General features: G+C 47.0%; 17 protein-coding genes. 7 read left to right on the top strand and 10 right to left on the bottom strand.

Translation table 11 applies throughout. The features are described from left to right. Positions 1 to 88: 88 nt before the first annotated feature. Complete coding sequence (locus EC843_RS12375) at positions 89 to 1,309, bottom strand: multidrug efflux MFS transporter (RefSeq protein ID WP_064549239.1); 1,221 nt, start codon at positions 1,307 to 1,309, stop codon at positions 89 to 91. 247 nt (positions 1,310 to 1,556) lie between these two features. Here EC843_RS12375 and ddlA point away from each other — a divergent pair, with 247 nt between their 5' ends. Beyond that, complete coding sequence (ddlA, locus tag EC843_RS12370) at positions 1,557 to 2,657, top strand: D-alanine--D-alanine ligase (protein ID WP_121814243.1); 1,101 nt, start codon at positions 1,557 to 1,559, stop codon at positions 2,655 to 2,657. A 3-nt stretch (positions 2,658 to 2,660) separates the two neighbouring features. Here ddlA and EC843_RS12365 read toward each other — a convergent pair whose 3' ends face one another. After that, entirely contained in the window at positions 2,661 to 2,891 is a 231-nt protein-coding gene (locus EC843_RS12365) for a DUF2754 family protein (RefSeq protein ID WP_064549245.1), read from the bottom strand. A gap of 273 nt (positions 2,892 to 3,164) precedes the next feature. On the opposite strand from EC843_RS12365, the gene EC843_RS12360 reads away from it, so the two are divergent. Continuing rightward, entirely contained in the window at positions 3,165 to 3,488 is a 324-nt protein-coding gene (locus EC843_RS12360; protein ID WP_064549248.1) for a DUF2755 family protein, read from the top strand. Between the two features lie 48 nt (positions 3,489 to 3,536). Here the strand turns inward: EC843_RS12360 and EC843_RS12355 are convergent, their stop codons facing one another. After that, positions 3,537 to 4,646 carry a DUF1615 domain-containing protein gene (locus EC843_RS12355; RefSeq protein WP_133522317.1) on the bottom strand — a complete coding sequence of 370 codons (1,110 nt, stop codon included), beginning with the start codon at positions 4,644 to 4,646 and terminating at the stop codon, positions 3,537 to 3,539. Between the two features lie 195 nt (positions 4,647 to 4,841). Here EC843_RS12355 and EC843_RS12350 point away from each other — a divergent pair, with 195 nt between their 5' ends. From EC843_RS12350 to EC843_RS12340, 3 genes are read left to right on the top strand one after another with little or no spacing between them, the layout of a single operon-like run. After that, a complete protein-coding gene (locus EC843_RS12350) occupies positions 4,842 to 5,297 on the top strand; it encodes a MarR family transcriptional regulator (protein WP_133522316.1) in 456 nt (151 codons plus the stop codon). A gap of 20 nt (positions 5,298 to 5,317) precedes the next feature. After that, on the top strand, positions 5,318 to 6,496 hold the full coding sequence (locus tag EC843_RS12345) for an efflux RND transporter periplasmic adaptor subunit (protein ID WP_133522315.1): 1,179 nt from the start codon (positions 5,318 to 5,320) through the stop codon (positions 6,494 to 6,496). A 10-nt stretch (positions 6,497 to 6,506) separates the two neighbouring features. Continuing rightward, complete coding sequence (locus EC843_RS12340) at positions 6,507 to 8,042, top strand: DHA2 family efflux MFS transporter permease subunit (protein ID WP_121814246.1); 1,536 nt, start codon at positions 6,507 to 6,509, stop codon at positions 8,040 to 8,042. A gap of 36 nt (positions 8,043 to 8,078) precedes the next feature. On the opposite strand, the gene sbmA is transcribed toward EC843_RS12340, so the two are convergent. The 3 genes from sbmA to lpxP all read right to left on the bottom strand — a co-directional run bounded on the left by sbmA (position 8,079) and on the right by lpxP (position 10,900). Beyond that, complete coding sequence (gene sbmA / locus EC843_RS12335; protein WP_133522314.1) at positions 8,079 to 9,299, bottom strand: peptide antibiotic transporter SbmA; 1,221 nt, start codon at positions 9,297 to 9,299, stop codon at positions 8,079 to 8,081. Between the two features lie 96 nt (positions 9,300 to 9,395). Then, entirely contained in the window at positions 9,396 to 9,917 is a 522-nt protein-coding gene (locus EC843_RS12330) for an isochorismatase family protein (RefSeq protein WP_133522313.1), read from the bottom strand. Positions 9,918 to 9,973: 56 nt separating this feature from the next. After that, positions 9,974 to 10,900 carry a kdo(2)-lipid IV(A) palmitoleoyltransferase gene (gene lpxP, locus EC843_RS12325; RefSeq protein ID WP_064549268.1) on the bottom strand — a complete coding sequence of 309 codons (927 nt, stop codon included), beginning with the start codon at positions 10,898 to 10,900 and terminating at the stop codon, positions 9,974 to 9,976. A 433-nt stretch (positions 10,901 to 11,333) separates the two neighbouring features. Here lpxP and EC843_RS12320 point away from each other — a divergent pair, with 433 nt between their 5' ends. Both EC843_RS12320 and ampH read left to right on the top strand, forming a co-directional pair. Continuing rightward, entirely contained in the window at positions 11,334 to 11,621 is a 288-nt protein-coding gene (locus EC843_RS12320) for a hypothetical protein (protein WP_064549271.1), read from the top strand. Between the two features lie 177 nt (positions 11,622 to 11,798). Continuing rightward, the gene (gene ampH / locus EC843_RS12315; protein ID WP_255424171.1) at positions 11,799 to 12,950 is read left to right on the top strand and encodes a D-alanyl-D-alanine-carboxypeptidase/endopeptidase AmpH; all 1,152 of its coding nucleotides are present in this window, start codon (positions 11,799 to 11,801) and stop codon (positions 12,948 to 12,950) included. 33 nt (positions 12,951 to 12,983) lie between these two features. Here the strand turns inward: ampH and EC843_RS12310 are convergent, their stop codons facing one another. The 4 genes from EC843_RS12310 to proB all read right to left on the bottom strand — a co-directional run bounded on the left by EC843_RS12310 (position 12,984) and on the right by proB (position 19,455). Next, positions 12,984 to 13,604 carry a helix-turn-helix domain-containing protein gene (locus tag EC843_RS12310; protein WP_064549274.1) on the bottom strand — a complete coding sequence of 207 codons (621 nt, stop codon included), beginning with the start codon at positions 13,602 to 13,604 and terminating at the stop codon, positions 12,984 to 12,986. A 150-nt stretch (positions 13,605 to 13,754) separates the two neighbouring features. Continuing rightward, positions 13,755 to 16,595 carry an autotransporter outer membrane beta-barrel domain-containing protein gene (locus EC843_RS12305; protein WP_064549276.1) on the bottom strand — a complete coding sequence of 947 codons (2,841 nt, stop codon included), beginning with the start codon at positions 16,593 to 16,595 and terminating at the stop codon, positions 13,755 to 13,757. Positions 16,596 to 17,087: 492 nt separating this feature from the next. Continuing rightward, positions 17,088 to 18,341, bottom strand: coding sequence for a glutamate-5-semialdehyde dehydrogenase (gene proA, locus EC843_RS12300; protein ID WP_064549279.1), 1,254 nt, complete (start codon positions 18,339 to 18,341; stop codon positions 17,088 to 17,090). Between the two features lie 10 nt (positions 18,342 to 18,351). Next, complete coding sequence (gene proB, locus EC843_RS12295; protein ID WP_064549280.1) at positions 18,352 to 19,455, bottom strand: glutamate 5-kinase; 1,104 nt, start codon at positions 19,453 to 19,455, stop codon at positions 18,352 to 18,354. Between the last annotated feature and the right edge of the window lie 288 nt (positions 19,456 to 19,743).

Below are 19,743 nucleotides of genomic sequence, written 5' to 3'. Positions count from 1 at the left end.
AAATTAACAACATAGTTTGTGGTTGATGTAATTTTGCTTGGTTTTTGTCCCTTTTAAAAGGGGTAATACCTTGCAGAAACTTTAAAGATTAAGGCAGCATCTGATTTCGCATGGCATCTTGCTGCCTTTTACGCCTTAACATCACGGCCAACTGCCATACATTAAGTAACACCACCAACGCCGTAGCAATAAATACCCAGCGATACCCCGCCATGGCAGATACACCCGCACCAATTAAGGGGCCAATCACATTCCCCAGATACATAAACGACTGGTTATATCCAAAAATCCGCCCGGTCACCTGGTCACTGCAATACTTCACTAACAACGTTTGAACCGCTGGTAGCATCGCGCCATCGGCAAATCCCAGTAAAAAACGTAATACGGCTAATTGCATAGGCGAGGTCACCCATGACATAGCAAAAAATAATAGGACTGAAATAATCAACGTTGCCATTAATACACGGGCAGTGCCAATTCTGTCACCCAACTTACCTAATCGTGGGGCCGAAATAAGAGCCGAGATACCGGGAACTGCCGCAATAAAACCACTGATAAAAGCGATATTGTTACTTTCAGGAGAAAGCTGTTTGATAAACAGAGTGAGTATTGGTCCCACCGAACCATTACAAAGCTGAATGACCATGGTGGTGACAAACAAACTCATCATTAATTTAGGATAAGGAAGTGAAGCAAACACGGCTTTGCCTGACAAACGGTCGGATTTACTTATTACAGGTCGTGCACCTTCTTTAATCAGGAATAATGTCACTAAAAAACTGACCATTAACAACGCCGCGGTGACATAAAAGACCATTCTTAAACCAAGGGTATCGGCCATATATCCACCCAATAATGGGCCAACAATAACCCCACTAATTTGCGCGGTTGAAAGAGTACTTAATGCCCAGCCGCTACGTTCCCGAGGAACTTGAGAGGCCACTAACGCCATCGCATTGGGGATATAGCCAGAGGTGAGCCCCATGATGGCTCGTAGAATAAAAAGTTGCCAGACGTTGGTGGCAAACGCCTGTAATAAAATGGCGACAGCCATCCCCAGTGATGCCCGCAGCAGCATTAATTTCCGCCCCTTGCGATCGGCAAGACTACCCCACATTGGCGATACAATAGCGGAAACCAGAAACGTCACGCTGAAGGTCAGCCCTGACCACATAGACAATGCTTGATGGGACGTTACGCCGAGTTGTTCAACATACAGCGGCAAAAACGGCAGAATTTGGCTAATGGCTAATCCGGTAAAAAAACACCCGAACCATACCGAGATAATATTGACCTTCCAGGATTCCATACCGTGCACATTTTATAAGTGAGATAAAAAAGAATAGCGAAGAATGTGAACTTTATCATACAAATTGATTTTATCGAGCCGAGTTGTTGCCCGGTATTTTCACTGCCAAGCCCTAATAACATGCAATATTGATTACGGAATAATCATTATAGAAATTGCGTTGTTTTAAGCTGCAGGAAGCACATGAATCCTCGCAATGAGCGTGGTATGTTGTCCGCCTTTGCACAGTTTAAGGATGGGTTTAGGCATGGCAAAACTGCGGGTGGGTATCGTGTTTGGTGGCAAGTCAGCAGAACACGAAGTGTCGCTGCAGTCAGCGAAAAATATTGTCGACGCCATTGATAAATCAAAGTTTGAAGTGGTGTTGCTGGGAATTGATAAACAAGGCCAGTGGCATGTCAATGATGCGTCGAACTATCTGTTAAACGCAGAAAATCCGGCATTGATCGCCCTGAATCGCTCCGGAACAAATGTCGCCGTGGTGCCTGGTCAAACCCAGAACCAACTGATTGAATCCTCCTCTGCGCAGTTTTTAGCCCCGGTGGATGTGATTTTCCCAATCGTTCATGGAACGCTGGGCGAAGATGGCTCCCTGCAAGGGATGCTGCGCATGGCTAACTTACCGTTTGTCGGTTCTGGTGTGTTGGGTTCCGCCGTAAGCATGGATAAAGACGTGACGAAACGTCTGCTGCGAGATGCCGGGCTGAACATCGCTCCGTTTATCACACTGACCCGAGCAAACCGTAACAAAACTAGCTTTGCCGAAATCCAGGCCAAACTCGGCCTGCCGCTGTTTATTAAACCTGCTAATCAGGGTTCATCCGTCGGTGTCAGTAAAGTCAGCTCCGCTGAGCAGTACGAAACGGCAGTGGCACTAGCTTTCGAATTTGATAGTAAAGTCGTGGTGGAAACTGGTATTAAAGGCCGCGAGATTGAATGTGCGGTGTTGGGTAACGATGAACCACGAGCCAGCACTTGCGGTGAAGTGGTTGTTAACAGCGATTTCTACTCTTACGACACCAAATATATCGATGATAAAGGCGCGCAAGTTGTAGTACCTGCGGCGATCGAGGCTGATATCAACGATAAAATCCGTGAAATTGCGGTACGTGCTTATCAGACGCTGGAATGCAGTGGGATGGCGCGGGTGGATGTGTTCCTGACTGCTGATAATGAAGTTATTATCAATGAGATCAACACGCTGCCTGGTTTTACCAACATCAGCATGTATCCAAAACTCTGGCAAGCAAGCGGCTTAGATTACCAAACGTTGATTACGCGTTTGATTGAGTTGGCTCTTGAGCGCCACCAGCAAGATAGCGCTCTGAAAAGTTCGATTACAGCTTAAGTTCTACTCTTTCGCTGCCGCCGGTTCTTCTGGTTCTGGACGGCGGCGAATGATCAACCCAGCCAACCAGAAGCAAATTACCCACGTCACCAACCCGACTGCATAGTTCTGCCAGCCTTCGGTTTTAAATCCCAGCAAGCCAATCACACCATTCAAAATAAAGATCATGCCAATCGCTACGGCGTAATAGTGCCAGTCACGGCGCATTTTTAAAGACAATGTTTTCGCAGACATGGTGCAACCCGTCAGGACAAAAAAGAGGACTTATTGTGGCATAGCCTGCGGCGATAAACCGCACGTTGATGCGGGCTAAACAGCATAATGTTACGAAAATTTCACCTAAGTTACGAATATGTGATCTCAGACATATAATCGCAAACCAGGACTATTCCGCCCCCTAAATTACCAACAATCTGATATTGACAAACAATATGACCTGCCAAACTCAGCGCAATTGATTTATCAGGCCGATGCCTGAATCGTTTTACTGTTACATGGGAGGTCGTGATGACTGATATAAGTTTGTCGAAACAGGTTGTTCCGGTAGGCCTTGTTTCAACAACGAAAACAGAGAGATCTACCCGGAGTAATCTGGCTTATGCCGCATTCATTTTGTTCTGCTTCTGGGTGGGGGCGCAAATCCTGAGTTTGATGGTTCACGCCCCTGGCGTACTTGAACATCTCGCCCAGGGTAATGATGCCTCGCGCCCGCGCATTGAAATGGGTTTTGCAGTTAGCACTGTTTTTGGTCTGGTCCCCTTTCTTGCAGGCTGTGCATTAGTCGGAGTCATTTGCCTGGCGCTGAAATTCCATCAACGCCATTATTTTTAAACCTGTTTTGGCGGATAACATTTCGTTTATCCGCCTGCGAATTCCGACTTACAATTTCATACACGCAGCACGCCGCTCATCCACTCGCTTAGCAAACCAGGCTGTCGTCAAATTACGGGTGATTTTTGGACTTTCGAGCGTAATGCCTGGCAACATTTCTCGTGGCACCTTCTTACCGGTTTTCTTCTCCGCTATAGCATAAACCTGCTGATATAAATCAGTTTTCTCAAAGTCGATGCTGTCGCCTTTTTGCAGTGCACGGTGAATCTGGCTTTCACTCATATCAAGTGTTTTCGCCAGCTTCCTGACAGCCAGTTCGGTGTTGCCTGCTTTATCGGTGTTATACAAAATTAAGTCGCCATCCAGCGCCAGTTTTACACCGCTGGCCTTGCTGACGGCGCTCTGGAATGCGGCGTTGCGGCTGGCGTACCATCCGGCGTTGAAATCCGCAAAACGGTAAAGTGGCTGGGTGTAATTCGCTGGGTAATTCAGTAAATGATAAGTGCCAAACCACAAGCCACCGCGACGCGTGAACACTTCCTGCCGCACGGTGCCTTCCATTTTCCATGGATAGCCGTTGGTGTGCTGTTCAGCAAAAGCGATACTCACCTGCATTGGGCCGCCGGTATGAACCGGGTTCAGATTGCCGAATAATTTCTGCCCCATCGGCACCATATCGATGAAATCATCAAAAATGGCGCTCAACTGCCCTTCCGTTTTCACGTTATCCAGACGTTCACTGTAGCTCTTGCCATTCGGCGATTTGATTAACAGCGCGGTGTGAACCAGGAACACTGGAATATGCATTTTCTCGGCGCGACGGTCGATTTCCTTCCAGGCAATTTTATTCAGATTTGGCACGGTCGGGTCGGCAACCAGATTGGATTCTTGCTGCGCTACCGCCAAAACCGAGCAGATATTTTCCTCGCTTGGCGCAATATCCTGGCTCTTAAAAGTGCTCGCTAAATCTTTCGCCCAGTTGTTACGGTCTTTTACGCTAGCAGGGATTTTCTGCTTTACCACCGTTTCGACATCAACCGGCTTTGCGGTTTCTGAAACAGAAGGCGTGGTTTTAGTGGTACAACCCGCCAGCACCAAAATGGCGCCGAGGCTGAGTGCAAAAAGTCCTTGTTGCCTGCTTAAAGTCACTATAGTCATAACGTTCCGTTGTAATTGTTTTGTAAGGCTGGATAAACAATAACAGTTCTGCAATCTGGCGTTTATCAGAGATTGACTGATAAATGCCAGGGAGCATTCGGCGCGCTGACAAAAAGTGCGCTTATCTTGACACAAACTTGACAGTTAATTGCCTGGTCAGTAATTTCAAATGTAATTACTGACCAGGCAACTATCATGACGAACAATCCGGGTATTATCAATAACAAGCTTCATCTCGGTTTGCTTATCCACCTCGCGAACCAGTTTAAAGATCAGTTGATCAGCCAATATTTCTCTGGTGCGGATATCACCGCAGCGCAATTTAAGGTACTGATTAATATTTATAAAGGCGTGACCAGCCCTGTTGTCATCAGCAAAAACCTGGTGATGGATGCTGGCGCGATGAGCCGTATGGTTGGCCGCATGGTCAAGCGCGAACTGATTGTTCGCCATCCGAATCCACAAGATAAGCGCCAGGTGATTCTGGCTCTGACAGACAAGGGCCAGTTGATTTGCGATCGTTTTCAGAATGAAGCGCTCGCTTCAATTATTGCCTCTCTCACCGCACGCCTGACGCAGGATGAATCTCAACAACTGGTGGCATTAATTACCAAAATGCTGCCGGATGACATCACCGCGCCACATCGCTAACACCGTTTAAAGGCCAAAAGATGGAAACCACTCCAGAAGAACACGTTCAGCAATCCAGTAAGCGCAAACGTAATTTTATTATTTTTATCCTGATTCTTGTGCTGGCCGCCGCCGGCTGTCTCACATGGTATTTCTTGTATGCTCGTTTTTATGAGTCAACAGATGATGCCTACGTGAATGGCAATCAGGTCGCGCTAACCCCGCAAATTAACGGCACAGTGACTCAGGTCACCGCAGACGAAGGGGATTTCGTCGAGAAAGGCCAACCGCTGGTATTACTTGACCCAAGCGATACTCAGATTGCACTACAACAAGCAGAAGCCAGCCTGGCAAACACCGTTCGCCAGGTGCGCGGTTTATACAGCACAGCGGATAATTACCGTGCGCAAGTCGCCGCTAAACAGGTCGCCCTGCAAACGGCTCAAAATGACTATGCGCGCCGCGAGAAAATATTCTCGACTGGTGCGATTGCCGCAGAAGACCTCGCGCATTATCGCGATGCCGTCACCAGCGCACAAAGCGATTTGGCTGCTGCACAACAAGCATTGCGTACCAACCTGGCGATGGTGGATGACACCGTTATCGAAAGCCATCCGGAAATCAAAACGGCTGTTGCAACACTTCGTCAGCGTTATCTGGATAACTCGCGTACCACTATTGTGGCTCCGGTAAGTGGCTATGTCGCCAAACGCGCCGTGCAATTGGGGATGCAGGTCACTTCTGGCACCACTTTGCTGGCCATCGTGCCGCTCAATGAAGTGTGGGTGGATGCTAACTTCAAAGAAAGCCAGATGAAAACCATGCGTCTGGGCCAGAAAGTGACGCTTAACGCCGATCTGTACGGTGATGATGTTGAATACCACGGAACGATTGAAAGCCTTGGGATTGGCACTGGCAGCGCGTTTTCGTTGTTGCCAGCGCAGAATGCCAGCGGTAACTGGATCAAAATCGTTCAGCGTCTGCCAGTACGTATCACGCTCGATGCACATGATATGCGCAAGCACCCGCTGCGCGTTGGGTTGTCGATGAATGCACGTGTGGATATTCGCAATGAAGAGGGTCACCTGCTGCCACAAAAAACTGTCAGCGCCCCTCGCTTTACCACTGATGTCTATCAAGACTCACTGGAAGCGGCAGACAAACTGGTGACGAAAATCCTTCATGACAACAGCAATGCGGTAGCGTCAAGCGCCCATTAAGAGAGAAGTTATGCAAGATAAGGCGGCGTATACGCCACCCAGTCTGCTGCTCGCGACGCTCGCACTGTCGCTGGCAACTTTCATGCAGGTGCTGGACTCAACCATTGCAAACGTCGCATTGCCGACGATTGCCGGCAATCTGGGTGTTAGTGCAGATCAAGGCACGTGGGTTATCACTTCGTTTGCAGTGTGTAACGCTATTGCTTTGCCGCTCACCGGTTGGTTTACCCGACGCTTTGGTCAACTGAAACTTTTTATCGGATCGGTGGTGATGTTTACCCTCACCTCATTCCTGTGCGGTTTTGCCCACAGTATGACCGAACTGATAATCTTCCGCGCCATGCAGGGTTTTTTCGCCGGCCCCATGTTCCCGATGTGCCAGACACTGTTGTTGGTTATCTTCCCGCCGATGAAACGCGGAATGGCACTGGCACTTCTGTCGATGGTGACAGTGGTTGCTCCCATCGTTGGGCCAATTACCGGAGGCTGGATTACTGATAACTACTCCTGGCCATGGATTTTTTACATCAACGTACCAATCGGCATTTTTGCCTCGATTGTCGTTTGGACACAGATGCGTGGGCGCGAAGAGACTACCACTACATCACCGATTGACTATATCGGCATCGGATTGCTGGTAATCGGTGTAGGGCTGTTACAAGTAGTGCTGGATAAGGGCAACGATCTTGATTGGTTTGCCTCACCAGAAATTATCATCATGTCGGTGATTTCGGCGATTGGTCTGGTGGCTTTTGTCATTTGGGAGTTGGGCGAGCGCCACCCCATTGTGAATTTGCGTCTGTTTAAAGAACGCAACTTTGCGATTGGTACCACGGCATTAATGCTGGGATATGCGGCTTTCTTCGCTATCAACATTATCCTGCCGCAGTGGCTGCAAACACAGATGGGCTACACCGCAATCTGGGCCGGACTTGCCGCGGCACCGATGGGTTTCTTGCCACTGTTACTGACGCCGATTGTTGGCCGTTATGCCAGCAAAGTGGATTTACGAATTCTGGCGTCAATGTCGTTCCTGATTATGGGCGCGTCCTGCTTGTTCCGTGCGCAGTTCAATACCAACGTAGATTTCCGCACTATTGCTGAGGTGCAGATGTTTATGGGTATCGGCGTGGCATTCTTCTTTATGCCGTTAACAACGATTGTGTTGTCGAATCTTCATGGCGCTGAAGTGGCGGAAGGTTCTGGCTTAGCCACGTTCTTCCGCGTATTGGGTGGTTCATTCGCTTCGTCACTGACAACCTGGATTTGGTCACGTCGTGAAGTTTTCCATCATGCCAATCTGACCGAAAGCGTGTCGATTTATAACCCGTCTGCGGTGGATTATCTGGATAAAATGGGTGGCGCGACGCAACAGCATCTGGCGTGGGTTGATAAAACTATCGAACAACAGGCCTACATGATGTCGACCATCGACTACTTCTGGATTTTGGGCTGGGGATTTATGGGGCTGATTGTGATTATCTGGTTCGCGCGACCGCCGTTTATCCGCTCTGGCGCACCTGGCGCTCCGGCTGCGGGGCATTAATAGAATCTGGCGGGTTTCCCCGCCAGACTTTTATTCTTAGACTGACTCACCTGCCGCTTCCACTGGAATATCCTGCAACGTGCGCTCAAAACTGCGCAGACGTTTGTAGATAGACATCAGTTCAACGAGTGTGGTCCACGAGCTAATCAAATACTGGAATGAGCCGCGAACCTGACCGAATGCGTTAGTTATCTGCGTCATAAGGCCAAAAGTGATCGCTCCGGCAGCGATTGACGGGAACAGCAGAAATACACCAAATACGCCATCTAGCTGCAAATAGAGAATTCGCACGATGTTGAAATAGGTATAGTGGAAATAGAGACGAAAATAGTTATGCCGTACGCCGGCGAACAACTCTTTCACCGTCGGTGGTGTAGCGCGTGATGCATCATCTTCACCGTAAACCAGCTCTTTACGATAAGCCGCTTCTACTTTTTGATTATTAAACTGTAAGCCCGGCAGCTTAATCCCGACCGCGGCCAGCAGCCCCGTTCCCATAATCGACCAGGCTATAGCCGCATAGACAAGGCCATAAGGGATTTGCCCGACTATTGGCAGTTCTTTAACGTGTGGGGAAAGGGCAACCAATACAGGTAGAAAAGCAATCAACGTCATGATGGATTGCAACAGACTGACGCCCATATCCTCAAGCGTCGCGGCAAAACGCATCGTATCTTCTTGCACACGCTGAGCGGCCCCTTCAATATGGCGCAGCATCTGCCAGTGTTCCATGTAGTATTCGTTCATCGCGGTACGCCAGCGGAAGACATAGTGGCTGATGAAGAATGTATTCAGTACGGATACCGTAACCGCAATCAGGGCGATTGCGAGGAACACACCCGTCTCGCTGTAAAATTGACCAATAGGGACAGTGTTCGGCGGGCTACTCAACGCTTTCTGAATCAGATCGTAGAAAGGGGCATACCAGGCGTTAATAGCCACTCCGACTTCCACCAGGAACCAGGTGACAAAGACGATCAGCGCCGAACCAAGAATTGACCAGTACTGCCAGCGATGTGGACGATAAATAAACCAGAACCCGGCGAACAGTCCTACGCACACGGCGTAATAGGCATAAAAGACTAACGCCTTCGATGTCCAAAAACGGGTGACATTAACAGGGATTTTATCGCTCGCACCAAACAGTTGCTCAAGCCAGTGTCCCCCGCCTACTTGCCAGAAAATGACGGCAAGCAGACCCCAAATAGCCGCCGACAAGAAAAAAGCTCTTGGGCTTGGGAAAAACGATTTAAACATCTACAACACTCCTGAAAACAAACTCTTATTGTTATGACCATCACGACTCAATAAGGCTCACTGAATGTTGTATCAAGAGATGTCAGGTTTACTGCTTTACCACTGTTCGAGAATCTCCGCGGTAGATTTTACCCGCAGCGTGTTTCCCGGAATCGTAAAGTTACGCCAGACATCGTTGTAATGCTCGATCAACACTTCGGCAAGCGCAGCCGGACGATTTGCTGTTGTATGCGCGTCTGCAGCGACAGTCATGGCATAACCGCGACTGGCTCCGTTTTTAATAGTAGCGTCCACGCAATAATCCGTTGCACAACCGCATACCACAAATTCTTTTATTTGGTGGCGATTGAGGACTTCATCAAGCTCAGTACGGTAAAACGCATCGCACGCTGTTTTGGTAACATAAAGCGCATCAATGGGTTGTATTAACTCGGCTAAAAGATCAAACGCCGCAGTCCCCTGCTCCAACCCCTGTTCAGTATGTTGGATGAAAATGACTTTATCAGCGGTGTTAATCAGTTGGTTAATACGTGTCGTGCAGATGTCCCGGTTAATACGAGGGGCTTCAAAGACCCCATTCTGCATATCAATAACCATCAGTACACGTTGGGCAGGCATGATTTAGCTCTCATCAAACGAGGAATTGCGGAGCGTACCACATACCTGTTTTGGCTTTAAACTGTATAAAGTTTAGGCTCACCCTCTGGACGTGTTTTGAATCGACGATGCAGCCATAAGTATTGCTCTGGCGCACGCATGATTTCGCGTTCGATCTTCCGGTTCACGTACTCCGCTGCGGCCTGTTCGTCATCTAATGGATAATCTTCAAACTCGGGCTCAATAACCAGTTGATAACCTGTTCCATCTTGCTTACGGATTAGCACGATGGTCAGAATCGCAGGTTTTGCCAGACGAGCAATGGTGTAAGTTCCGTTGGTTGTCGCAGCCTTTTGCACAGCAAAAAATGGCGCAAATGAACTGCCTTTCGGACCATAATCCTGATCGGGTGCGAACCATACAGCTTCGCCTGCTTTAAGAGCCTTCACCATGCCTTTCAGATTACGACGATCCAGCATCGCTTTATTGGAGCGAGAACGGCCGCGCGTTTGAATAAATTCCATCGCTTTATTGTTGTGTGGGCGGTACATCGCCATCATCGGACGGCAGAGACCCATCACGCGGCCCCCCAATTCCAGCGACATAAAATGCACACCGATAGCCATGACACCTTGCCCTTTATCACAAGCAGCAGTGATATGTTCAAGCCCACGCACTTCGAACCATTTGCGTACCCGTGCATCCGGCCAGAACCAGGCCATACCGGTTTCAATTAAACCCATTCCTAGCGACGAGAAATTCTGTACCACGATGGCGTCAACCTGCTCATCGGTGTAATGCGGGAAACATAATTTAAGGTTCTGGCGAGCAATGGAAACCCGTCGTTTGAGAAAACGCATGGATGCGCGACCAATGAAGTCGCCCATTTTCAGTAGCACAGGGTAAGGCAATTGCACCCACAACCACAAAATAGCCATACCAAACCAGGTCAGCCAGTAGCGAGGGTGGAGGAGTTCAGTTCGAAAGCGCGGTTTACTAGACATTATCAGCTTCTGTATGCGTAATGGGTGTGTATCGCATAAAGAAGTCACTCATTAGCGGTACAGCATAGTGCTCGTACTATGACGCCACTCGGCGGTAATAGTTGCAGCAGTGAAATCAAAGTGACTCCGATAATACGCATTTTCTGATCAAGCCATATATAGATGTTGTCAGTTTTTTTACGTATTTCGCTTCATTGCGTCAGGATTAGGAGTTACGCACCCATTTTAGTTTAAAAAATAGACGATTCAAAACATATTTCGACGATTTACCAGGAGAGAATGTTGCATTTGCCAGTACCTCAATAGACGGTGAAAACACGAAGCTAAAATTGTGATTTCTAACGGATAAATTTTAGTCTTTTCCGCTGTCGAAAATCAATTTCTGGACTAATACTTATTGGGATTTCCCTACAATCTTCAGGAACCTGGCACAATGAAAAAACTAACTTTAGCGTTACTTTCCAGCACTCTTCTATTCGCAAGCGCCGGCGCCTTTGCCGAGAACCCAGCCACCAGCACATCGGGAATGCAGGCAGAAAAGGAACAACTCAGTAACCCTGGTCATATTATTGATGACTGCCGTGCCGCTGGAAATGAAAACAAGAAAGGCTGCGAATCAGGACACGAGATGCGTTCTGAGCATAAAAGTGACGATAAAATGCTTAAGAAAGGCGGGACAACTGACGAAGTAACGCAGAAAGATGTACAAAAGACAAATTAATGCAAATTGCACCGCAGCCTCAAACTGTGGTGCTTTACTAACCGATAATCCCCCTGAAATGCCGCGTTACGCTTTTTCTCATCACAATCCTCATTTTCCGCGTTTGCGTAGCGCCATAGAGTAGTATAAATACGATCAATATCGCTTCACTTCGTTTATGGGTTATCCGCGTTGAAAATTCGTCTCCCACGTCTCGCAGTACTCGTCATTGCTGCACTGCCAATTATGAGTTTTGCTCAAACTTCTCCCGATCCTGTTTTTGCTTCTGAAATAGCAGATCGTTATGCCAATCATATTTTTTATGGCAGCGGTGCTACAGGAATGGCAATGGTCGTGATTGATGGTAACCAGCGCGCTTTCAAAAGTTTTGGTGAGACACGACCAGGTAATAACGTTCGCCCGCAACTTGACTCGGTTATCCGTATTGCTTCGCTAACCAAACTCATGACCAGTGAAATGCTGGTAAAAATGTTGGATCAGGGCAAGGTTCAGCTCAATGATCCATTAAGCAAGTATGCCCCTGGCGGAGTCAGAGTCCCTACTTATAATGGCAAACCCATTACACTGGTGAATCTGGCGACTCACACCAGCGCATTACCTCGTGAGCAACCTGGCGGTGCCGCGCATCGAACTGTGTTTACCTGGCCGACGCGTGATCAACGCTGGAATTGGCTCGCCAATGCAAGTTTAAAAAGCGCACCAGGTACAATTGCCTCTTATTCAAATCTCGCATTTGATCTTCTCGCCGATGCGCTAGCCCGGGCTGCAAACAAACCTTACCCTCAATTGTTCGAAGAACAAATCACCCGCCCATTGGGTATGAAGGACACAACATTTACTCCTTCACCTGACCAGTGCAAGCGCCTGATGGTGGCAGAAAAAGGTGCCAGTCCTTGCGATAATACACTCGCAGCGATTGGCAGTGGCGGCGTTTATTCGACACCTGACGACATGATGCGCTGGATGCAGCAGTTTTTGAGTTCTGATTTTCATCGTCGTAATACTCAAGCTGACAGAATGCAGACGCTTATCTATCAACGCACACAACTCACCAAAGTTATTGGTATGGATGTTCCAGGAAAAGCCGATGCTTTGGGACTGGGCTGGGTGTATATGGCACCAAAGAATGGTCGTCCTGGCATTGTGCAAAAAACAGGTGGCGGTGGCGGATTTATCACGTATATGGCAATGGTTCCGCAAAGCAATGTGGGAGTGTTTGTTGTCATCACACGCTCACCATTAACTCGTTTTGTGAATATGAGTGATGGTGTAAATGATTTAGTTTCTGAACTAAGTGGTTCCACGTCTCAAGCCGGCCCTGCGTCCTGATAGAAAAGCAGGTCGATGTTTCGACCTGCTTTCTCAATAACTGGTCGGCAGACGACCAACAGAAACCAGCTTACCTTTATCCATCTCAATGTAATTACCTTTGCGTAGCGCAGACAATATTTCAGCAATTACAGAGCGTGATATTTTAGTTCTTTTTTGTATAAAACTAATGACCCCAATACGCGCACGTAAATCAAAACTCCATGAGTCCATAATGAGCAACGTCACCCGAATCTGAGAATAGGTTGTTGTACCAATAAAACGAGAATCACGCCTTTCAAGCCCACGAACAACATAGCTTGTCCAGTGACATGCCTGTTGCCACAATCTATTTTTTTCAATAATTTCAGATGCAAGATGTGCGGGAACGGTGAACCCTTGGCAATCAGTTTGCGTAACCAAGCGATATTTAATTGGAGTCGTTTGGAATATATTTGCCAAACCTAGCAGAGTGGGAGCAGATACGAGCTCCATCAAAAGTTCGTCTGTTTCCCTGTGTAAAATAATACTCCCTTCGCTAAAGAACCAGATTAATGGTTCATTATGTTCATTAAACATGCTTAATTCACTGTCTGCTGGCAAGGTGAATTTATTGCCAACCTCCACCAACCTGCTACGAATAGCTTCGAGCGGGGTTAATGGTTTTGTAATCATAATAGATACTCTTTTATCTAATGATAGCTCAATAAAATGCCTGTCTCTATTCGAGACAGGCATCTTTATAATCACTTGATTCACTTTGAAGAGAATACTAAGGGGAGGCAAAAACCTTATATTCAGTGAGTCGTATAATTATTTATTTAATTACCAAGTGTATTTAACACCCACGTTTGCCGACCAATCTTGGTCAACATCACCACCACCAAGGTAGTTAGTGTCAGCATAGGCTGCAAAGTTTTTAGTGAAGCTGAACTGAGTACCAAGTCCTACGCGTACCGCAGAACCTTCCACCCCATTGTCAATATTGTCACCATTCACATCAGCACTATTGCCGTTAGAATCGTCATAGACGTACGCCAGCTTGAAGTAAGGAGTCAGAGCTTGATCACCGTAGTCGAAGGTATACCCAGCGTCCATACCTAACTCATAACGCATGCTGTCATACGACTGGCTACCCACTTTCATATCATTGCTAAGTTGGTAGTTGTCGCCATCCTGGAACAGACCAGAAATAGAAGCATAAGGGGTCAGATAACCTTCCTTGCTGAGCTGCCAGTCGTAACCCAGTTTCAAGCCAAAGCCCCAGGCATCGGATGAAGCATCGCCGCTTACTGCTGCGCCATTGCTCATGGTTGCAGTCAGGTCATTGCTGTAATGGCTATAGCTCAGACTTGAATCAAAGAAGATATTGTTCTGGAAGCGAGCCGAAGAGTAGATACGAGCAGACTGGCTGTCTTGATCTACGCTACCGCTGTTATCATTGATATCGCCTTTTGCAAAGCCTGCTGCTGCACCGACAGTCCACTTAGCACTATTGCCTTCGATCTGTTTATCCAGACCAACCATGATACCACTTACATCCTGGTCATAGTTCAACACGCCATTGTCACCGGAGAAACCGCCACCGATGTAAGTGACCCATGCACCGCCAGTATCACCTTCAGAATGACGGCCATTTGCCAGGCGGGTTGCCAGCGCGTCTTGCTCCAGGTTCCAGATATTGGTATTTGCAGAAGGAATGCTCAACGCCATGTTAGCGTAGTCAGTCAGCTCACCCTGCTTGAGCACAACAGTATTACCATACTGCTCAGCGTGATAGGTGTAAGCACCCAAATCAGCTTTGTTAGCAGCAGAGAAAGTTGCAGTGCTGTTCACATCGTTAACATAGATAATTTCTTTATCTTTATAGTTAGCAACAGAACCTGCACCCGTTGAATTATTGATACGCACTTTGTAGTTACCAGCAGCCGCTACTGTTCCATCGTTGGTATCATCTACACTGAATTCTTGATCAGCATTGTTACTATTACCGTTACCATTAATGGTCAGATGTCCGTCAGAGTTCATAGCAATTACGCCATAACCATAAGTCGCATCTTGAGTATTCGAGGTATTAGTATGACCATTCACTAAGTCAGCATCTAATACATAGTCGCTGCTATTGATGTTGAATACACCACCATTAGTCAGTTCCATTCTATCAGTGCTAAACAGGTTGGCATCGAAATCACCAGCACCAATGCTAAATTCGCCACCGTTAGAAACGGTAACAGTGTTAGCACGCAGGTAGGTGGTTTCATCAGTCAGATCGACTTTACTGTAACTATCAACAGTCAGATGGTCAGTGCCCACTTCACCGCCAGAACTCAGGTTCATCGTAGAACCGTTGGTCAGAGTAATTGAGTCTGACAGCAGAGAAGAATCTTGGGCTACGTTAACCTGAGAACCATTATTCACGGCCAGTGTATCAATATTGGAATTATTGACTGTATCCCATTCTGAACCGTTGTTCAGTGCAACGTTGAACACACCGCTCTGGAAAGTCTGATCATCGACAACATTACCCCAATGATCATAAGTAGAGTTTGGCTCAAGGCTGTTGACTGCAACATCGTACATGCTTGCAGGGCCAATAGCGTCATAGCTGAATACAGCTGCACCAACCCACTTACTACCGTTATCCAGGGTGATATTCAGTTCGTCAACGTTCAGACTATCGTCAGCCCAACCGCCATTGGTATCAAGAACACCATTATCGATAGAATCATGACCACTTGGATAGAAATTAGCATTCCAGGTGCTGGCAAACGCAACATCGCCCATCAGGGTAGAATGGTCGAATCTTACATTGTTTTTCATCGCATAATTTGATGCTGAACTATCAGCAAAAGACATTGCGATGTCGTTTACACTACCATCACCGTTATAGTCACTTGGTTCCTCAGAGTTACCATAGAAACCGTCGCCTTCCAGTGGGGTGTAAGCACCTGAAGTCACTGTAGAGTTAACAACAGAGATGTTGTTGTCCCAGGTGCGATATTCTGTGGCGTAATCTGTATTGCTGGTGTCCCCTTGAGACAGTGCAATACCGGCAACACGAGAGTTATCACTAATGTTGATATTGCTTTCAACATCTAGCGTTACTGCTGCGCCCAAATAGGCATAATCAGCTGTGCGATACTGTTCTGATGCTGCTATAGCATCAGCATTCAAATAACTGTCAGTAAAATAGAAATATTCGTAATCGTCGTCAATTGTAGAATTAGCGATATTCAGAGTGAATACATCACCATCAACCCACTTATAATCAACAGCAGTACCGTTCGTCCAGCCATAACCATCGTGGTCGTAAACTTTTTGAGAGGTAACCATACCGTGAATGACTGAGTTGGAAATGTTCAGCGTATTAGCATCACCATCTGCGTAATCATTATTCAGATAGTAAGTAGAGATAACGCCGTTTACTACATCGTTATTGAAGGTTTGATCATAAGCGCCATCTGCCGCATTGTTATAGATATAACCATCATAAGTAATATAGTTAAGCTTATCGGCATTTTCCCAATCGCTCCAGCTAAAAGCGGTGGTCGCGTCATCGTGATAACCGAAAGTGTTATAAGTAGTAGCATTTGCCTGAGAAGCAATTGCCAAAGTGCAGGCTAATGCTAGTTGTGATACAACGAGTTTCTTTTTCCAAGAGTGCATTTATCATCCCTCCTCAGGGACTAGATCTTATGTTGGTCCATCAATAGTCAATGCAGTAAGCGGTAACCACTAATACATGTAACGTTATTAGTGAGAGGATTATTATGTTCCAATAGCAAATCGTTCAATTAATTTCTGCTGTAAGTACGAAAACAGATTTATACCTAAAAAGTGTTATTTCATACAAAATGGAGAAACATTTTAAACATCAATGACATTCATTAAAAAAAGCACAACACATATAAATAACGCATAAATTTCACAGCTCACTTAAATACAAAGTATCATTCAACAAACAAATAAAAACAGAGGTAACATATAAGACAATGCCATATTAACGATTAACATTAAATTTATTGGAATTAATTAAAACTTATTAAGGCGGATTGTTTTAATAGATCACTTGAGGCTTCAGGGTAATAGTAAATAAAGAAGGGTAGGTAACACGTATAACCTTATAGTTTCCAGAAAGACGTATTACCTTTGGTTCAATTACGCTCGGATTGTATCGTCGCCGAATCCAATCCATTTATAAGTCGTGAGCGCTTCCAGCCCCATAGGGCCACGAGCATGAAGTTTCTGCGTACTTACCGCAACTTCGGCACCAAGGCCAAACTGGCCGCCATCGGTGAAACGTGTTGAAGCATTCACATAGACGGCAGAGGAATCAACTTCATTCACAAAGCGGTTCGCATTACGCAGTGTACGAGTCAAAATCGCGTCAGAGTGTTGTGTGCCATGTTCCCGGATATGGTCAATAGCGTCATCAATATTAGCGACAACTTTCACATTCAAATGCAGTGACAACCACTCGTCATCATAGTCTTCTGCTTTTACAGGCAGTACTTCCGCAGGCCCATTCTGTAACAGTGGCAGAGCCTTTTCGTCAGCATGCAATGTTACGCCAGATTCAGCCATTTGTTGGCTTAGCGCAGGCAAGAAGTTTGCTGCTATTCCTTGATGGACCAGTAAGGTTTCTACTGTATTGCAGGTACTTGGACGCTGAGTTTTGGCATTAACAATAATTCTCAGTGCCGGCTCAAATTCAGCACTGTCATCCACAAAGATATGGCAAACACCAATCCCACCGGTAATAACTGGAATCGTTGATTGCTCGCGACAGAGTTTATGTAGGCCTGCGCCACCACGAGGAATCAGCATGTCTACATAACGATCCATGCGTAGCAGCTCATTCACCAGTGCGCGATCGGGACTTTCTATCGCCTGAACCGCTGCCGCAGGTAGGCCACACTCCGTCAGCGCTTGTTGAATAACCTTGACCGTTGCGGCATTAGTGCGCCAGGTTTCTTTCCCGCCACGCAAAATCGCTGCATTTCCTGTTTTCAGGCACAGTGAAGCAACATCAACCGTAACATTAGGACGAGCTTCATAAATCACACCAACTACACCTAATGGAACACGCCGACGCTCAAGACGTAAACCACTGTCCAGCACACCGCCATCAATGATTTGACCCACTGGATCTGCCAAATTGCATACCTGACGAACATCATTCGCAATGCTACTCAGACGTGAAGGAGTGAGTTGTAATCGGTCTAACATCGCTTCGCTTAGGCCATTGGCCTTTGCTTCGGCCAGGTCTTTTTCGTTGGCTTCCAAAATAGCTGCAGCCTGAGCTTCCAGATTATCTGCGATACATTCCAGCGCGCGGTTTTTTTCGCGGCTGGAGAGCAGAGCCATCTGATAAGAGGCAGCTTTAGCTGCTTTACCCATTTTTTCCAGCATTGCCTGCTCCTTAGTTAACTATCATATCGTCACGATGAACGGCTACTGGGCCATATTCGTAGCCAAGAATTTCACCGATCTGTTGAGAGTGATGACCTGCGATACGACGCAAAGCGTCACTATTGTAGCGACAAACACCATGGGCAATATCGCGGCCTTCAAGGCTGCGAATGCGAATAACTTCACCGCGGGAAAAGTTTCCAGTGACGTTTTTGATACCCTTTGGCAATAAAGAGCTTCCGCGTTCAAGAATCGCCGCAAGCGCGCCATCATCGACCGTGATTTCACCTGCAGGAGGCGCACCAAATATCCAACGTTTGCGGTTTTCTAATGGTGATTGTTGAGCATGGAAACGAGTCCCCACTGGCGTACCCGCCATAACATCACCAATCACCCCGGGTTTGCTGCCAGCCGCAATGACTACGTCGATACCTGCGCGGCAAGCGACATCAGCAGCCTGCAATTTCGTCCCCATGCCGCCAGTTCCCAGGCCAGACACGCTATCACCAGCTATTGCTCGCAGTGCGTCGTCAATGCCGTGAACTTCTTTAATGAGTTCAGCTTCAGGGTTATTACGCGGATCAGCAGTAAATAACCCTTGTTGGTCAGTCAGCAGTAATAGTTTATCTGCACCAGCCAAAATGGCTGCCAGCGCAGACAGGTTGTCATTATCACCAACTTTGATTTCTGCGGTTGCAACGGCATCGTTTTCATTGATTACCGGCACGATGTTGTTATCAAGCAGTGCACGTAAAGTGTCACGAGCATTAAGGAAACGTTCGCGATCCTCCATATCGGCACGCGTCAGCAGCATCTGCCCAACATGAATGCCATAAATAGAAAACAGTTGTTCCCAGAGCTGGATCAATCGACTTTGACCAACGGCTGCCAGTAATTGCTTGGATGCAATGGTTGCGGGCAGTTCGGGATAACCTAAATGCTCGCGACCCGCAGCAATTGCCCCAGAGGTCACAATAACAATGCGATGCCCGGAGGCGTGAAGTTGTGCGCACTGACGCACCAGCTCAACAATATGAGCTCTATTCAGGCGGCGCGAGCCACCGGTTAATACGCTAGTGCCTAGTTTTACCACCAGCGTCTGGCTTTCACTCATGATTCTCTGCCGTTTCAACGAAATTGGAAAATTAAAATACCAGATGACGTTGTAGCAGGAGTGACGCGGCTTGCCAACAGGCTCAGAAGGAAAACAGCGATTTGGATGTAAAGTGATCCATAAACGTAGCGGCCAATTTTGTCATTTTTATGACAAATACAAATAATTACCATTATTTAAACTTTCTCTTACTTTGTCATAAATCTTTCATCTCCAAACGATAAAACTCTCTGCGTTTTTTAACGGAATACTTTCCGATTAAATTTTAGCGCGAATACACTATTGGGA

It is taken from the genome of Buttiauxella sp. JUb87 (assembly GCF_004361975.1).
GTDB lineage: Bacteria > Pseudomonadota > Gammaproteobacteria > Enterobacterales > Enterobacteriaceae > Buttiauxella > Buttiauxella ferragutiae.
The sequence above is the reverse complement of the archived record's forward strand: the minus strand, read 5'-3'. Positions and strand labels throughout refer to the sequence as shown.

Coding starts and splice junctions, on each gene's coding strand:
- EC843_RS12330 (WP_133522313.1), bottom strand. CDS start 9,917: ATGCCTGCCCAACGTGTACTGATGGTTATTGATATGCAGAATGGGGTC.
- ddlA (WP_121814243.1), top strand. CDS start 1,557: ATGGCAAAACTGCGGGTGGGTATCGTGTTTGGTGGCAAGTCAGCAGAA.
- EC843_RS12305 (WP_064549276.1), bottom strand. CDS start 16,595: ATGCACTCTTGGAAAAAGAAACTCGTTGTATCACAACTAGCATTAGCC.
- EC843_RS12375 (WP_064549239.1), bottom strand. CDS start 1,309: ATGGAATCCTGGAAGGTCAATATTATCTCGGTATGGTTCGGGTGTTTT.
- sbmA (WP_133522314.1), bottom strand. CDS start 9,299: ATGTTTAAATCGTTTTTCCCAAGCCCAAGAGCTTTTTTCTTGTCGGCG.
- proB (WP_064549280.1), bottom strand. CDS start 19,455: ATGAGTGAAAGCCAGACGCTGGTGGTAAAACTAGGCACTAGCGTATTA.
- EC843_RS12350 (WP_133522316.1), top strand. CDS start 4,842: ATGACGAACAATCCGGGTATTATCAATAACAAGCTTCATCTCGGTTTG.
- EC843_RS12320 (WP_064549271.1), top strand. CDS start 11,334: ATGAAAAAACTAACTTTAGCGTTACTTTCCAGCACTCTTCTATTCGCA.
- EC843_RS12360 (WP_064549248.1), top strand. CDS start 3,165: ATGACTGATATAAGTTTGTCGAAACAGGTTGTTCCGGTAGGCCTTGTT.
- lpxP (WP_064549268.1), bottom strand. CDS start 10,900: ATGTCTAGTAAACCGCGCTTTCGAACTGAACTCCTCCACCCTCGCTAC.
- EC843_RS12310 (WP_064549274.1), bottom strand. CDS start 13,604: ATGATTACAAAACCATTAACCCCGCTCGAAGCTATTCGTAGCAGGTTG.
- proA (WP_064549279.1), bottom strand. CDS start 18,341: ATGCTGGAAAAAATGGGTAAAGCAGCTAAAGCTGCCTCTTATCAGATG.
- EC843_RS12340 (WP_121814246.1), top strand. CDS start 6,507: ATGCAAGATAAGGCGGCGTATACGCCACCCAGTCTGCTGCTCGCGACG.
- EC843_RS12355 (WP_133522317.1), bottom strand. CDS start 4,646: ATGACTATAGTGACTTTAAGCAGGCAACAAGGACTTTTTGCACTCAGC.
- EC843_RS12345 (WP_133522315.1), top strand. CDS start 5,318: ATGGAAACCACTCCAGAAGAACACGTTCAGCAATCCAGTAAGCGCAAA.
- EC843_RS12365 (WP_064549245.1), bottom strand. CDS start 2,891: ATGTCTGCGAAAACATTGTCTTTAAAAATGCGCCGTGACTGGCACTAT.